Origin of the sequence: Caulobacter rhizosphaerae (assembly GCF_010977555.1) — a bacterium.
Lineage (GTDB): Bacteria > Pseudomonadota > Alphaproteobacteria > Caulobacterales > Caulobacteraceae > Caulobacter > Caulobacter rhizosphaerae.
Genome location: NZ_CP048815.1, coordinates 2,600,827 through 2,616,841 on the forward strand (window position 1 = coordinate 2,600,827; position 16,015 = coordinate 2,616,841).

Sequence of the window (16,015 nt, forward strand, 5' to 3'; positions counted from 1 at the left end):
GAGGTTCCTTGTGCGCGCCGGTTCTCGGCGCGGATCAAAAGCAAGGTCTCGCGAGCGTCGTAGCGAACGCACTGTTGTGCGCGCTCGCATCGGCGACGTAGGATGGTCGCCGTCGACTTTCACGAGTCGGCATTCCGGGGAGGGCGACCTCATGGACCGGCAAGTCAGCGGTCGTCCCCCCGGTCCCCAGCGGTCAAAGACCGCCAGAAGAATCTCGGCAGACACAGTTCGGTTTTGAGAAAACACGTTCAGGTCCGACGGTTGGAAAGCCGGTCGAGCCCGGCGGCCGCAGACAGAATCAGCCCCGTCCACACGTTGAGTATGGTCAGCTTCTCGACAGAGAAAAGGGGCATTAAGGAACAGTTACCGTATTTCCGGCGATTCTGAGGCGCGGTCCACCGAATTTCCACATTTTGTGGCTGCGGCGCATCAGCTATCCAGATGCGGTAGGCGGACGGCCTCGCGCGGCGCGAGATGTTCGCGTCACGTTCTGCGAGCCTAGCCTCGCCCTCGTACCCGTTTGGCGTGTGAAGCCGTAAGTTCGGTATGCGAGGGTCGTGCGAGAATCATCCGCCGCCGGGGCGACAAAAACGGTCGTGCCTGGGCTGGAGCAGGGAGGCGACCTTCGCTATTGTTGATGGGCAAATCATCGAGAGAGTCACATGCGCGGAAGGCTGCCACCGATCGGATCATTGATGGGTCTGGGCATCGACATCGGGTTCGAGCGCAAGGCCCAGGCCAGCGTTACAACCAGCCATCTCAGGCGGGCGGTTTCGGAGGAGCAGCTACGGGCGTTCGGCGCCGCGCTCAAACCTGCACCTGTGAAGGCGGCGCCGGGCGCTCCCGACGCGAAGGCACCGGAAAATAAGTAGTCCGAACTCGTTGCGCTTAACCCACCATAGTCTTCGGCATGCGCCGGACGATCGGAGGAAATAGGATGGCCGAAGACTCAAGGAACGGGCGTGGCCTGGTGGCAAACCAGCAGACGACCGCGCATCTGCGACAGCATGTTGAGCGCAGCCAGACAACCGCTCACCTGAAGGCGGCGGTGACGGCGGCTAAACCCGTTGTGGCGCCGGCCGCGCCGGCTCAACCCCAATCGACCACGGCCGGCACGAAGAAGTAGTCGGCTGAATGGTTCTCGCCGACAAACTGGCCATTGCCGGGCTGCTGGTCTCGGCGTTCGGATTTGCGCTTGCTGTCTGGACGCTGGAGAAGGGGAACCGTAACGCCTCGGCCGGTGCAGTGCTGACCCTCAACGAGAACTTTCGGTCCGCCTGGGCTCGTTGGTGTGATGCTGCGCCGGACAAGAAGAACTACGAGCTTCACGATCTACTGAATCTCGTCGAGGTGGCGACGACGCTCTACAATGATCGCGCCTATGCCGGCCGCTCCAAGGGCATGATGGAGAAGTACCTCAAGTCTATTCTCAACTTGATGGACTCTTCAGAGATTATGCGCTCGGCGTTACGGCCGATGCAGGACGAGCTCGATACGTTCGAGCATACGAAACGGTTCTGCCGGAAGTTCAGAATCCAGCTCTTCGACTAGGAAGGTGCTCTTTAAACAGGGCGCAGCGTCTGCCAAGCTCCCGTCGGAGTCCGGCAAAAGGCGCGTCTGGTCTGAGACTCAGGTGCCGGGACTAGTCTTCTTCGCCCTCGCCGCGTCGCCACTCTTCTCGCCAGCTTTCGAACTGGGCGCGTTCGGCTTTGCGTATGCGAGCCGCGACATGGTCGAGCTCGGGGAAGAGCGTGTCCTGCCGGTAACCGGCGTCCGATAGCTCGGCCGCTAGTGCGCGCACGGCCCGCGCCGGGATGATAAGGGAGCGGAGGCAAGCGTCGATTGGGGCAAAGCCGTGCAGCGGTGTGGTCAGCGCACCGTGGAGTGTGAAGTGACCCTTCTGGGCCTCGACCCGGCGGTGGACGTTACGCGCGTTGACGGCGATCGGCGGCCATGGCGGGCTCGAGGCGGAGAGATAGGGACCCCAAGGTTTGACGGTCAGGTCGACCACTTGCGACCGGTCCAAGACCTCCTTGTTCATGGCGAGAGGATCGAGAGCGAACACCTCGACCGGGCGGGGGCGGGGCAAGGCTCGGATGTGTGGATTGTCGCCGCGTTGGGAATGGTGAACCGCAAAATAGAGCGCGACCAGTGGATCCGAGGACCAATCCAGGAGCCGGGTCGGCAGGCCGTAATGCTGCATCAGGAAGAGCCAGTCGAAGTCGTCGCGCAGTTTCACGCGGGGAAGGTAGGCCGTGCTCTCCCGCTTGAAGGCGTCCATCATCCGATCGACGCTCGGATACATCGAAGTGGTCGAGCGGCCCTCGACACCGTTTCGGATCGCCCACCCTGTCGCCGACTCGATCGGCTCGCCGTCGCGGTAAAGGCTGGGGCGCAGAGGAAGGCCCACGGCTGGCTGGCCACGAAACCAGACCTTTGCTCTCTCCGTCTCGAACAAGGAGGCGCAGACGGCTTGGTAGTCGTCCAGGGTGTAGATGCGACGGCGGGTCAGACGTGCACCCCGAAGCCGTCGACGGCGCCCACCAACAGCGGCTTGATGGTCTTGCCCCCGACCAGCGTCTTGACCGCGAGAAAATCCGCCTGCAGTGCGAAGGCGACCCAGAGCAGCTTGCCGGTGTACACCGAATAGCTCGCCATCGGGCCTGTGACGGTCGGCTTGATCGTCTTCAGCACAACAGCGGACAGGCCGCCCTTTATCGGACCCGTGGCTTGGAATACGCCGAGATAGGTCGATTTGTGGGCAGCAACAAAGGCCTGGAATGTTGGAGGAGGCCGGTTGGGGCTCGGCGCTGCCTTCGGCTTGGCGGGTGGTTTCGGCTTGGTCGGGCGCGTCGTCGCGGTCGGCTTGCGCTTAGTCGGCGCCTTGCGACCCGTCGAGCGCCTCGATCCTAAAGTGGGCTTACGCACGGATAGCTCCAGGGCGCGCGAAGTTTGCGCAGGTTTCAACCTTAACAGTGGTGGGCCGGGGGTCTAGGGGCGTGGCGAACCTTATTGGAACCATCTCGGGCCAGTCATCCGTGATGACGATCGGAGCAGACGGTCTTCTTTTTGGACGGCGCTTCCGGGGCTTGGGCGACCCGCGATCCTGTTCAGTTTTAAATCCTGGCATTTTCGTCCCTCATGGCGTGCCGTAGTGGCCTGCCTGTGAGACGTTTGAGCGATGCTGCTCGGGTAGTTCGATATTGAGAAAGTGGCGGCCGGCCCTGAGACGACCCACTTGAATTAGACGTGGGGTCGAACGCCCAGGGCGCGGTCTGCGGGGCATGAAGCTGGAGCGTATCGATGCGGCGTTCGATGATTTTCGGAACGATGCGAAGCAAGACCGTATGGCGCGCTGGCCAGCGAATGTCAGCGAACGTTCCTGAAAGTAAACTCGCACCCGGAGAACCAGTATTACAGGCAAGGCCAAGGTGGCGCGACCACAATGGTGCATATTTGTCAAATGTAGAAATTTCCGTGTAAAATCAAAATGCTATAATTTATCGGTATTGATCACGGGTAAACACAAACGCGTTATAAAAAAAGCCCAGCAAATTCAATTTGCTGGGCTCGAAATCACGATTGAGTGGGAGTAGGGTTAATATAATACCGCAGTCGCCGGATCTGCATCCGTCGTCAACGGCTCACTTTGCCGAGCCCTGAAATGCTGTTCGCCCGCACAGAGCCTCGTGATCTGTAGGGAAGCCCGCTTGCAGTTCGGTGTAAAGCGGCTTCCCAGCGGGGAGATCCAACGGCCAACGCGGCCGCATGTTCGGTGACGCTTTCAAAGCGCAGCTCGATGCATTCGTACATTTTTCAATTTAGCCTCACGGAATAGCGCGGCCGGGCTCGTGCCATGCCGACTGCGGGAACATCAGCCGCCTCACGCAATTTCAGCGTGTCGCTGCCCGCTTCGAGACAACCACCCGCAGACTATCTGGCCGTCCTGTGCTCGTCGTGTGGCCCAGCTCCCGGCGCCCGGCTAATAGATACCATCTAATTGATATAAAAGATGTTTTCGTCCCCAGGGGGCGGGAGTGACCCTTTTCTTTGACCCAGACCCCCGATCCGCGTCGCGCCGCTTGAAACCCCCCTTTCGATGGCGTCATGCTGCATTTTGATCGTCGCAGACGCGCGGCCAGAAGGGACGCGGACATGGACATCCGCGATCAGGATCGGACCATCGACCAGATTCCGCACGGTGACATGGTCGCGCGGATCCGGGCTTTTGGCTGGGCCGCCACGCCGCTGGGTCCCCGCGACGCCTGGTCGCCGAGTCTGAAGCTGGCGGTCGAGATGATCACCGCCACCAATTTCCCCATGGCCCTGCGGTGGGGTCCGGAGTTGGTGCTGATCTACAACGACGCCTACGCTCCGCTGCTGCGGGAACATCACCCCGGCGGGTTGGGCAAGAGCTTCGCGCAATTTTCCTGGGGCACCCAGGTCGATCTGGAAGGCTCGCAACGGTTGGTGTTGAACGGGGAGGCTCTGGGCCTCTACAGCGAAGACCTGCCGATGCTGGTGCGCCGGGCCGGCGACACCGTCGAGCAGGGCTATTTCAACCTCACGCTCAGTCCCATTCCCGACGACACCACGGCCAGCGGGGTCGGCGGCGTGCTGCTCATCCTGATCGAGACCACCCAGCGAGTGCGCACCGAACAGGCCCTGCGCGCCAGCGAGGAGCGCTATCATCTGGCCCTTGAGGCGGCCAGCGGCGTGGGCACCTGGGATTGGGATGTCATCGCCGACAAGCTCTATGGCGATGACCGCTACGCCGCGTTCCACAACCTATCGCCGGAACGCGCCGCCCAGGGCGTGCCGATCGCCGAGACCATGGCGGCGGTGCACCCCGACGACCTCGCCCGCACGTTGAGCGCGGGCCGCAGGTCCCTCAAAATCACCAACAGCTTCCTTGAGGACTACCGGCTGGTCCAGGCCGACGGTTCAGTGAAGTGGGTGCAGGTCCGCGGCCGGGTCTATCGCGACGATAACGGCCAGCCGGTTCGCCATCGCGGCGTGATGGTCGACATCACCGAACGCAAACGGATCGAGGCGGCCCTGGAGGCCACCGAGGCCAACCTGCGCATCGCCGTCGACGCCGCCGGGCTGGGTCGCTGGGACCACTCCCCCCTCACCGGTCAACGTTTTTGGGACAAGCGCTGCCGCCAGATCTTCGGCGTCCCCGACGAGATGGAGAACACCGTCGAGGTGTTCGAGCGCCAAGTGCACCCCGACGATCTGCCATCGGTTCGGGAGGCGGTGCGGGCCGCGATGGACCCGGCCGGCGACGGCGGCATCAACTGCGAATATCGCATCCAGCGCAACGGCGGCAACACGCCGCGCTGGGTCGAGGCCTTCGGCCGCGCCTTCTTCGAGGACGGGCAGTGCGTGCGCTTCGTCGGCGTCGTCAGGGACGTCACCGAGCGCAAGGAAGCCGCCGCCCGCATGGTCCTGCAGGAGGCGACCCTGGCCCTGGCGGTCGACGCGGGCAATGTCGGCACCTGGGACTACAATCCCAACAACGGCGCGCTGGTCTGTAGCGAGCGCCTATATGCGATGTTCGGCATACAGCCCGGCGACCCCGTCATCCTCAAGGACTTCTTCGCCGTCATGCACGACGAGGATCGCGAGGCCACGTGGACGTCCCTCATGCGGGCCATGGACCCGGTGAACGGCGGCGACTACGACGTCGAGTATCGGACGATCGGCCGCGACGACAGGATCGAGCGCTGGATCGCCGCCAAGGGGCGGGCCTTCTTCGACGAGTCGGGCCAGCCTCTGCGAGTGGTTGGCGCCACGGTCGACATCACCGAGCGCAAGCGGGCCGAGCTGCACCTGCGGCTGATGGTCAATGAGCTGAACCATCGGGTGAAGAACACCCTGGCCACGATCCAAGCGATCGCCGCCCAGACCTTCCACGCCACCCGCCCTCTGCCCCAGGCCCAGGCGCGGGAGGCCTTCACGGCCCGGATCATGGCCTTGGCCGAGGCGCACGACATCCTGACCCGCGAGAACTGGGAGGGCGCTGAGATGGAGGATGTGCTCGACCGGCTGCGGAACCTGCACGGCGGGCCCGGCTGCTTCGTGTTCTCGGGCCCGCCGGTGTGGCTGTCGCCGCGCATGGCCCTGTCGCTGTCCATGGCCCTGCATGAGCTGGCCACCAATGCGACCAAGTACGGGGCCCTGTCGGTGCCGGACGGCCAGGTGCGGATCGAATGGACGGTGACGCCCGGCCTCGCCGCCGCGCGCCTGACCCTGACCTGGACCGAGTTCGGTGGTCCGCCGGTCACCGTCCCGACCCGCCGAGGCTTCGGCTCGCGCCTGATCGAACGGGGGCTGACGGCTGAACTGTCGGGCGAGGCGCGGATCGACTTCGCGCCGGAGGGAGTGATCTGCCGCATTGAGGCGGGCCTTCAAGGCTCACCGTGTATTAAAACAAAAGCCTAGAGCATTTGGTCGGACACCATCCAGTCGAATACTCTAAATCATGATTCAAGGGTTCTTTTTAGGGGGCGGTCTGGCGCGTCGAACAGGCTCTCCGCCTTCCACAACGCGCGGCGGTCCAGCTGTTTTCTTCCAAACCTTGGGGATAGCTAGCGTGTGGAGTTCGTGAGGTGGTGAGCGCCACGGCCGGACCTTGATCTGCATCCGGCAACTGGACGTTCAACCACGCCCCTGAGAGGCAAGCTTTGCCTTGCCCCGACCCAACTATTGCGCGCCTGGGCCGCCCCGCTATGGTCTGACCTTTAAGCTTTATTGGTCAGATAATATTTCGACCGATTCAAGCGGGCCTGGAGGAAGCGTGAGCACCCACAAGTTTTTGCTACGCTTGGCGTGCGGCCTGGTCTTGGCCCTGTTGACCACGACCAGCGCCCTGGCCTGCAACACGCCGGTCAGCGTCTGCGCAACGGGCGAGGCGACGAGCCTGGCGCTGATCCGCAAGGGGACGCCTGCCTCGGTCTATGTCGACGCGACGGCCGATCCGGCGGTGCGCCATGCCGCCGAGGGCCTGCGCGGCGATCTGGGACGGGTCAGCGACGGTGAGGCGGACAAGCTTTCGGATCTCGCAAAGGCCGACGGCCCCACCGTGATCATCGGCGTACTGGGCGCCAGCCCGGTCATCGACGGCCTTGTCCGCGCCGGCAAGCTGAAGGTCGGGGACCTGGCGGGCCGGTGGGAAGGCTTCCGGCAGGTCGTGGTCGAACGGCCGCTCGCCAACGTGCCCCGCGCTCTGGTGATCGTCGGGGCGGATCGGCGCGGGGCGGTCTACGGAGCCTACGACCTTTCCGAGCGTATCGGGGTGTCGCCCTGGGCCTGGTGGGCCGACGTGCCGGTGGCGCGCAAGGCCGACCTGTTCCTGACCGCCGGCGCGCGGGCCGACCATCCGCGCGTGAAGTATCGCGGCTTTTTCATCAACGACGAGGACCCCGCCTTCAGTGGCTGGGCCAAGAAGACGTTCGGCGGCATCAACGCCGATCTCTACGCCCACGTCTTCGAGCTGACCCTGCGCCTGAAGGGCAACTACCTGTGGCCGGCCATGTGGGCGCCCAAGGCGTTCAACGACGACGATCCGCGCAACAAGGTCCTGGCCGACGAGATGGGCGTGGTCATGGGCAGCTCGCACCACGAGCCGATGACCCGGGCCCAGAGCGAGTGGCATCGCAATACAGACCAGGGTGTGACTGGCGGGCGGTGGGACTATGCGACCAACGGCGACAACCTGCGCGCCTTCTGGCGCGGCGGCATCGAGCGGATGATGTCCAAGGGCGACGGGACGCCCTACGAAAGCCTGGTGACGGTGGGCATGCGCGGCGACGGCGACGAGCCGATGGCCGAGGGCGCGGCGACCCAGCTGCTGGAAAAGGTGGTCGCCGACCAGCGTCGGATCATCGCCGAGGTCACCGGCAAGCCGCCCGAGAAGACCCCGCAGGTCTGGGCTCTCTACAAGGAGGTGCTGGACTATTACGACCACGGCATGCGCGTGCCCGACGACGTGACCCTGCTGTTCGCCGACGACAACTGGGGTCAGATCCGGCGCCTGCCGGTGGCGGGAAAGGACCCGTTGGATCGAGCCGGCGGCTACGGCGTCTACTACCATTTCGACTATGTGGGGGCGCCCCGGAACTACAAGTGGATCAACACCAACCAGGTGGCCAAGACCTGGCAGCAGATGAACCTGGCCTATGAGCGCGGCGCGCGCAGCCTATGGATCGTCAATGTCGGCGACATCAAGCCGCTGGAATATCCGCTCGACTTTTTCATGCGCATGGCCTGGAACCCCGAGGCCATGACGCCCAAGGCGCTGGAAGCCTTTCCCGGGCGATGGGCCAGCCAGACCTTCGGGGCCGAACTGGGCCCGGAGATCGGCGAGGTCATGGCGACCTATGGAACCCAGGCCTCGCGGCGCAAGCCCGAGCTGATCGACCAGGACAGCTTCCCCATCGGATCGGAGACCGGTCCGGTGCTGGATGGCGGCCAGTTCGGTGACATCGTCGAGGACTGGCGGCGGCTGGTCGCCAAGGTCGAGGCGATCAAGATCCGCCTGCGCCCGGACCAGCGGGACGCCTATTTCCAGCTGGTCGAATATCCGGTGCTGGCCGTCTCCAACCTTTACGAGATGTACTACGCCACGGCCTGGAACCGGCGCCTCGCCTCGCGCAACGACGCCCGGGCCAACGCCTTCGCCGACCAGGTGGAGACGGCCTTCAGACGCGACGCCGACCTGACCGCGCAATACCACGCCCTGAACGGCGGCAAGTGGGACGGCATGATGAACCAGGTCCACATGAGCTATGTGATCTGGAACGACCCCACCCAGCAGTCGATGCCCAGCATCACCCGGGTGGCGGCCGACACGCCGCCCGACAAGCTGTCGGCCAAGGTCAGGTTCGCGCCATCAGCGCCTTCCGATCCGCGCCTGGTCACGATCGAGGCCTTCAGGTTCGCCCGCGCGATCGGCGGCAAGGGCCTGGCCTGGACGGTGCTGTCCGATCTTGGCCAAGGCGACGCCGTGGTGGCGCTGCCGCAGGGCCGGCCCGCGACGGACGTCCGCGACGGCGTCCGGCTGGACTACGCCGTGTCGGTTCCGCGCGCGGGCCCGGCCAAGGTTCGACTGCGCCTGGCGCCGACCTTGGACACAACGGGCGGCAAGGGCGTCCGGATCGGCGTCTCGCTGGACCATGGCCCCGTCCACGTGGTGACCGCCAATCTGGTCCCCACCGCCGGCGCGGCCTCGACACCCGAACAGGTCGCCTGGGTGGCCGCGGTCAAGGACCACGGGCACACGGTCGAGACGCTCTTCCCAGACGTTGCGGCGGGCGCGCACGTGGTCAAGGTCTGGCGGCTGGACGACAACGCGGTGTTGGAGGAACTGATCGTCGATACGCGGTGACCTTCGCCAGAGTCCACGGGGTCGCCCATTTCGGCAGGAGCCCGTCCCATTTGAGATCACCGGGCCCACAACAGACGCCTGGGCGGTTTGGCTGAAGGTGCGAGGACGGCGAAACGACGACTGGCTGTTTCCCAGCCGCAGTCGACCCGGCGACCACGTAAGCACGCGGCAGTACGCACGACTGGTCGACAAGTGGGTGTCGATGATTGAACTCGAACCTCGGGCCCATGGCGCGCATAGCCTCCGCCGAACGAAGGTGGCGCTGATCTACAAGAAGACCGGCAATTTGCGCGCTTGCCAACTTCTGCTCGGACACAGGAAGCTTGAAAGCACGGTCCGATACCTTGGCATTGAGGTCGACGACGCGCTGGAGATGTCCGAGCAACTCGACCTTTGAGGCATCAGCTTACCAGCTTTAGCGGGTGACGCGCCTCCACTGAATGTCGAGTCCTGGATGGGCGCCAACGGTAGCAATGGGCGCGACTTGGCCCTCGACTTTCGCCGGGTCTCTGATTTCAACTCTTCACGATCCGTAGCTCAGACGCCGCTGGATTCATGCGCTGTCAGCGCAGTCCCGCCGACGTCGCCCGAATGGCGTCGATCGTCATTCTCGCGAGGGGGCTCAGGGTTCGATTGCGCAGCGTGTAGATCGCCACGGGTCTCAGGGTGATCCCAAGATCGACCGGCAATGGCGCGCGTCGGACTGATCGCCTTGAGCCTTTTGTTCCTTCCGCACCCCTCAAACGGGGATTGTGGCGCCTGTCCCGTCCTCGCTAGGTCGAAGCTCGCCGTTCGAGAGACGGTGGTCTTTCAAGTGATCGAGTGGGGGTGTTGCATGTCGAAGAACCAGATCGGACGAGGTGAGACGCAGCGTAGTCCACGAGCCCTGTGGCTGGCGGGGACGGCCTTGGGGTGCTCGCTATTGGTCCAGCCCGCCGCCGCCGTCGCCGCCGACGAGTGCGGTGCGCCCGTGAGCGGCGTGGTGACCTGTCCGGCCACGACCACCGGCGTCAGCTACGCGACCATCGACGACTTGGTTGTGAATCTCCCGGCCTCGGCCTCCAACACCGGCGCGATCGCCGTGAAGGTTTCCGGCGGGGCCGGGAAGGTCGGAGTCGTTGCGGCCGACATCGCCACCAGCGGCGACAATGCGCCGGGTCTCGTGGTGACCACCACCAGCGGCGCGATCGACATCGACGTCGCCAAGGCGGCCACGTCCGGAACGGGCTTCGGCGGTGTCGATACCAATGACGCGATCATCGCGCTGTCGGACAGCGGCGCGGTCAAGGTCAAGGCCGGCGAGTTGTCGACGGCCGGGGTCTATACGTCCGGCGTCGCGGCGGAGTCGAAGACCGGCGATGTCACGGTCGAGGTTGGCAGGGTCGTTTCCACCGGTCTGAACGGCGGCATCATTTCGGCCCGCGCGCTGAGCGGCCCTCCCGGTGCTCCGACCGCCGGCGGCAAGGTGACCGTGGTCATCGGCGAAGCCTCGACCACCCAGCCCAACGGCGTCATTGGCGCCTATGCGTTCAGCGACGTTTCGGTGACCGCGGGCAAGATCACCGCGACGGGCGCGCCGACCGTCACGCCGGCGGGCAACACGGCCTATGGCCAGGCGATCGGCGCGCGCAGCTATAACGGCGACGTCAGAATCAAGGTCGACGAGCTGTCGACCAGCGGCGTGGGCTTCCTGGGCGTCAGCGCCAACGCCGTCGGCGACGCGACCATCGAGAGCGGAACGGTCACCACGGCCAGCGACGGCGCATACGGGATCTACGTGAAGGCGGGCGACGTGGCCAAGGTCACAGCCGACACCACGACCACCGACGGCGCGGTCACCTACGACAACACGACCCACTACACCGACGCCATTCGCGTCGAGGCGGCCGGCCTGATGGACGTGACCTCGCAACGCGCCAGTGCAACGGGCGACGGCGGCTCGGCGATCGTGGCTAAGGGCGACGGGGCGATCAAGATCGTCAGCGGCGAGGCCTCGGCGACGGGCGGCGCAGTCACCGCCGGCGGCGTCCAGGTCTTCGCCAACGCCATCAGCGCCCAGAGCTTCCTGGGCGGCATCGACATCACCAGCGACAAGGCCAGCGCCGGCGGCGCCCAGTCCTGGGCGATCTACGCCTCGGCGGCCAATGGCGCGATCAACATCGACAGCGGGACCGCCACCGCGGCTGGAGCGGGCGGCCGGGCGATCTACGCCAACGGCGGCGGCGGGGTGACGATCAAGAGCGACTTGGCCTCGACCGTGGGCGGTCCTAGCGCGAGCAATTCGGCCGACGCCATCATGGCGCTGACGTTCAACAAGACGGCCGACATCGACATCAGCAGCGGCTCGGCCAGCACCGCCGGCAACGGCGCACGCGGCATCTACGCCTGGACCAACACGGGCGACGTCGCCATCGACAGCGGCCAGGTGACCACCACCGGCGCGGACGCCCACGGGATCATGGTCGACGCCGACGGGGTCCTGACCTATGGCGCGTCGCATGTTCCGGGCGGCGGCACGGGCGCGCTGAGCATCGTCAGCGACATCATCAGCGCCACGGGCGCAGGTTCGACCGGCGTCTGGGTGGACCACGCCGGTCCGATCAGCATCGACAGCGGCGAGATCACCGTCGGCAATGGCGCGGGCCTCTACGTCTATGGTCAGGGCGCGGTGAACGTTTCGGCCGACAAGGTGACGGCTGGCGGCACGGGCGTGGTGGTCTACGGCCGCGAGGGCGCGGTCCATGTGACCACCGGTTCGGTCTCCGCCGGGTCCTCCGGAGACGTGGGCGTCTTCGTCCAGAGTACGACGGGCGACATCGTGGTCGACGCCGGCGTCACACGCACCGCCAACACCGGGTTGAGCGGCGGCGGCTTCACAGCCGACGGCGTGGGCGCGCTGTCGACCAATGGCGGCCGCGTGATCGTCAACAGCGCCGACTCCGCCGTGGTCGGCCAGTACGCCACCGCCGTGTGGGGGCAGTCCAGCGGCGGCGTGGTCGAGATCAACAGCGGCAAGGCCCGGGCCAACAGCGCCAGCACCTTGGCTCTGTTTGGGCGTGGCGACCAGGTGAAGGTCGTCAGCGAAGACGCCGAGATCGTCGGAACCGGTTCGCGCGCCATCCAGGCCCTGGCCGACAATGGCGACGTGACGGTGACCTCGGGTCGTGCGATCGCCAAGGACGCCAACAGCGTCGCCATCGATCTGTACGCCAGCCACGACGCCAACCTCAACGTCACAGGTGAAACCCTGGGCGGCCTGAGCGGGGTCCGGGTTTCGGCCCTCAACCGAGCCGAGGTCACGGTCGGGGCGGAGGCCTCGGTCACTGCGCTCGGCGGCGTCGGAATCGAGTTCCGGGCCGTTCCCGTGCCGGGCGGCTCGGGCTCGCCGACGGCCGGTTATGGCGCCAGCCTGACCACGGCCGGTCATGTCGGCGGCAGCGGCGCGATCGCCGTGAAGTTCGCCGGCGGCGCCGACACCCTGACCCTGCTGACGGGCGCCAGCTTCGCCGGCACCGTGGACGGTGGGGGCGGGCTGGACAGCCTGGTGCTGAAGGGGACCTCCAGCCAGCAGACCGCCGACCAGACGTTCGGCGACATCGTCGGCTTCGAGACCGCCAAGATCGAGACCGGCGACTGGACCCTGGCGGGCCTGCTGCAGGCCGACAGCATCGCCATCGCCTCGGGCGCGACTCTGCGCATCGACGACAAGCAGAACCGCAACGCCGGACTCGAGACCACGACGCCAGGCGCGGCTGTTTCGATCCGCAACGACGGCACGCTGATCTCGCAGAGCTACGACGACAACCTCTATGCCGACAGCGGGACGCTTTCGATCAGCGGGACGGGCGACGTCGTGCTGAACTCGGGCGCGATCCTGGCCTCCGGCGCCTGGACCTATACGGGCGTGACGCGGGTGAACGGCGGCGAGCTGCATGTGGCGACCGACATCGGCGGCGGCCTGGAGCAGACCGGCGGCGTCGTCGTGGTCGGCGCTCGCTACGTGACCGACGACGCGGGTCTGGCCACGGTGAAGGTCGCCGGACCGGGCGTGACCGGCGGTTTCGCCGGCGGGCTCAAGGTCGACGGCGGCCAGTTGTTCATCGGTCGGGCGGGCGGCTACGAACTGACCAACGCCCTGTCAGGCGCCGGCGGCGAGGTGATCTGGGCTGGCGACGGCGACCTGACCCTGTCGGGCGTCTATTCGCGCACGGGCCTGCTGACCAACGACGGCGGGCTGGTGACGATCGCCAACCTTTCGGCGGACTCGCGTCTGGACTTGAAGGGCGACGCCTTCGTCCTGGCCTCGGGCGCCAAGACGACCGGCGGGCTGTCGGGCGACGCCGACCTGGACATCGGGGCCGGAACCCTGACGATCGCCCAGGCCAACGCCTCCGCCTATTCCGGCGACCTGACGGGCGCCGGCGGCCTGACCAAGTCCAGCGCCGCGACCCTAACCTTGAGCGGCGCGGCGACCTATGCCGGACCGACCACGGTTTCGGGCGGCAAGCTGCTGTTGACGGGGTCGATGAGCAGTGATGTCGCGGTGGCCTCGGGCGCGACCCTGCAGATAGGCGACGGTGGTACGGAGGGTGCGCTGACCGGTGACCTGGCGATCGCCGGCACGGCGATTTTCAATCGTTCGGACGATTACGACTTCGGCGGCGACATCACCGGGTCGGGCGAGCTGGTCAAGCTGGGCGCGTCCCGCCTGACTCTGTCGGGCCAGTACGGCTTCACCGGCGCGACGACGGTCCAGGGCGGCTCGGTGCGCATCCTACACCTGCCGCAGACCGCCGAGGTCCAGGTCGACAACGGCGTGCTGGACCTCAGCGGCCTGACCCAGACCATCACCAATCTCAGTGGCGGCGCGACGGGCGAGGTCGACATCGACGGCGGGGCCCTGACCGTCAACCAGTCGGGCAGCACCACCTTCGCCGGCGCGATCACCGGCTCGGGCTCGTTCACGATCACCGGCGGCGGCGTGATCGAGCTGACCGGCGCCAATACCTATACCGGCCCGACCACGGTCGGGGCCGGCAAGCTCAAGGTCAACGGCTCGGTGACGTCCGACGTCACGGTCGGCGCTTCGGGCGCGCTTGCCGGCTCCGGAACCATCGGCGGCGACGTGGTCGTGCAGACCGGCGGCCAGGTCACGCCCGGCAATTCGCCTGGGATACTGACCGTGGCCGGCGACTTCACCTTCGCCGCCGGCTCGACCTACCAAGTCGAGGTGCTGCCGACCGGTGAGCACGACCTGATCGTGGTGGGTGGCTCCACCACCATCCAGACTGGCGCCAAGGTCGCCGTGCTGGCCGGCGGTCCGGCCTCGCAATACGCCCGGTTGAGCCAGTACGGCATCCTGACCTCGGCGGGCGGCATCACGGGCCGGTTCTCCAGCGTCACCAGCGACATGGCGTTCCTGACGCCGAGCCTGACCTACACGGCCAACGCCGTACGCCTGAACCTGGTGCGCAACGACATCCGCTTCGCCAGCTTCGCCACGACCCCGAACCAGGCCCGCGTGGCCACGGCCGCCGAAGCCCTCGGCTTGGGCGCGCCGATCTATGACGCCCTCGTCACCCAGAACGCGGGCGGCTCGGTCCAGGCCTACGACGCCCTGGACGGCCAGATCTACGCTGACGCCTCCACCGTCCTGGCGGGCGAGGCGGGACGCTTGCGCGAGGCGATCCAGACGCGCAGCGCGGTTTCGGCGGAAGTCGTCGGCGGCTGGGGCGACGTCCTGGCGGGCTGGAGCACGCTCGACTCCGGAGCGGGCGCGGCGGGTCTCAAGGTCAGCGGTGCGGGCCTGGTGGTCGGCGGCGACAAGATGCTTGGCGAGACCCGCCTGGGCCTGGCCGCGGCCTATGGCGAGAGCCAAGCCACGGTGTCGGCGCGTAGCAGCCGCGCGGAGGCCGCCGGCGGCCAGGTCGCGGCCTACGCCGCCACGGCCTTCGGACCGCTGCGCGCCAATCTGGGCGGCGCCTATGCCTGGTCGTCGGTCGACGCCGAGCGGGTGGTGCTGTTCCCGGGCGCTCAGGACCGCCTCAAGGGCAAGTACGACGCCACCGTCGGTCAGGTCTTCGGTCAGGTCTCGGCCCCACTAACGCTGGGCGCGACCTCGGTCGAACCGTTCGTGTCCGCCAGCTATCTGCGCGTGAAGAGCGACGACTTCGGCGAAACCGGCGGCTTTGCGGCCCTTAAAGTGGATGGAGGCGCCCGCGATCTTGGCGTCGTTGACGTCGGAGTGAAGGTGAGAGGCCAGTTCGGCGTCGGCTCGACCGCGGTTCTGCGGCCGCGCGCCGCGATCGCCTGGCGGATGACCACGGGCGACCTGGCGGGCGAAACCTCCAACGCCTTCACGGGCGGGACGACCCGTTTCGTGGTCAGCGGCGCCAAGTACGACGCCGGCGCCCTGGCGGTTCAGTTCGGCCTCGACCTGACCTCGGGCGATCGCGTTCGATTCGGGGTGACCTACGAAGGGACCTATGGCGATCGCTACGAAGCCCAAGCCATCCGCGCCGGCGGCGCTTGGCGCTTCTAGGCGCGCGCTCCCCTGGAACGCGTCCAAGGCGAGGTGGTCGAGGGCGCCTGGTGCGTTCTCGACCGGTCGTCGCTTGAACCCGC

General features: G+C 66.4%; 8 protein-coding genes and 1 pseudogene. 7 read left to right on the forward strand and 2 right to left on the reverse strand.

The features are described 5' to 3' along the window. Positions 1-695 precede the first annotated feature (695 nt). The 3 genes from G3M57_RS12045 to G3M57_RS12055 all read left to right on the forward strand — a co-directional run bounded on the left by G3M57_RS12045 (position 696) and on the right by G3M57_RS12055 (position 1,551). Positions 696-872 carry a hypothetical protein gene (locus G3M57_RS12045; RefSeq protein ID WP_163230764.1) on the forward strand — a complete coding sequence of 59 codons (177 nt, stop codon included), beginning with the start codon at positions 696-698 and terminating at the stop codon, positions 870-872. A gap of 65 nt (positions 873-937) precedes the next feature. Then, the gene (locus G3M57_RS12050; RefSeq protein WP_163230766.1) at positions 938-1,126 is read left to right on the forward strand and encodes a hypothetical protein; all 189 of its coding nucleotides are present in this window, start codon (positions 938-940) and stop codon (positions 1,124-1,126) included. Between the two features lie 8 nt (positions 1,127-1,134). Further along, a complete protein-coding gene (locus G3M57_RS12055) occupies positions 1,135-1,551 on the forward strand; it encodes a hypothetical protein (protein WP_163230768.1) in 417 nt (138 codons plus the stop codon). Between the two features lie 91 nt (positions 1,552-1,642). Here G3M57_RS12055 and G3M57_RS12060 read toward each other — a convergent pair whose 3' ends face one another. Further along, positions 1,643-2,458: an FRG domain-containing protein gene (locus G3M57_RS12060; protein ID WP_188916150.1), complete on the reverse strand. Its 816-nt coding sequence runs from the start codon at positions 2,456-2,458 to the stop codon at positions 1,643-1,645. A gap of 50 nt (positions 2,459-2,508) precedes the next feature. Beyond that, positions 2,509-2,928: a hypothetical protein gene (locus G3M57_RS12065; RefSeq protein WP_163230772.1), complete on the reverse strand. Its 420-nt coding sequence runs from the start codon at positions 2,926-2,928 to the stop codon at positions 2,509-2,511. A 1,227-nt stretch (positions 2,929-4,155) separates the two neighbouring features. Here G3M57_RS12065 and G3M57_RS12070 point away from each other — a divergent pair. The 4 genes and pseudogenes from G3M57_RS12070 to G3M57_RS12085 all read left to right on the forward strand — a co-directional run bounded on the left by G3M57_RS12070 (position 4,156) and on the right by G3M57_RS12085 (position 15,932). Continuing rightward, entirely contained in the window at positions 4,156-6,447 is a 2,292-nt protein-coding gene (locus tag G3M57_RS12070; protein WP_163230774.1) for a PAS domain-containing sensor histidine kinase, read from the forward strand. A 355-nt stretch (positions 6,448-6,802) separates the two neighbouring features. Continuing rightward, positions 6,803-9,391, forward strand: coding sequence for a glycosyl hydrolase 115 family protein (locus G3M57_RS12075; protein ID WP_163230776.1), 2,589 nt, complete (start codon positions 6,803-6,805; stop codon positions 9,389-9,391). A gap of 37 nt (positions 9,392-9,428) precedes the next feature. Continuing rightward, positions 9,429-9,788: pseudogene (locus G3M57_RS12080) on the forward strand (tyrosine-type recombinase/integrase); the annotation flags it as partial. Positions 9,789-10,313: 525 nt separating this feature from the next. Then, positions 10,314-15,932, forward strand: a complete 5,619-nt coding sequence (locus G3M57_RS12085; RefSeq protein ID WP_163230778.1) for an autotransporter domain-containing protein — start codon at positions 10,314-10,316, stop codon at positions 15,930-15,932. Positions 15,933-16,015: the final 83 nt, after the last annotated feature.

Bases quoted from the DNA above. Each gene is read 5' to 3' on its own strand.
- G3M57_RS12045 (WP_163230764.1), top strand. From the start codon at position 696: ATGGGTCTGGGCATCGACATCGGGTTCGAGCGCAAGGCCCAGGCCAGC.
- G3M57_RS12050 (WP_163230766.1), top strand. From the start codon at position 938: ATGGCCGAAGACTCAAGGAACGGGCGTGGCCTGGTGGCAAACCAGCAG.
- G3M57_RS12055 (WP_163230768.1), top strand. From the start codon at position 1,135: ATGGTTCTCGCCGACAAACTGGCCATTGCCGGGCTGCTGGTCTCGGCG.
- G3M57_RS12070 (WP_163230774.1), top strand. From the start codon at position 4,156: ATGGACATCCGCGATCAGGATCGGACCATCGACCAGATTCCGCACGGT.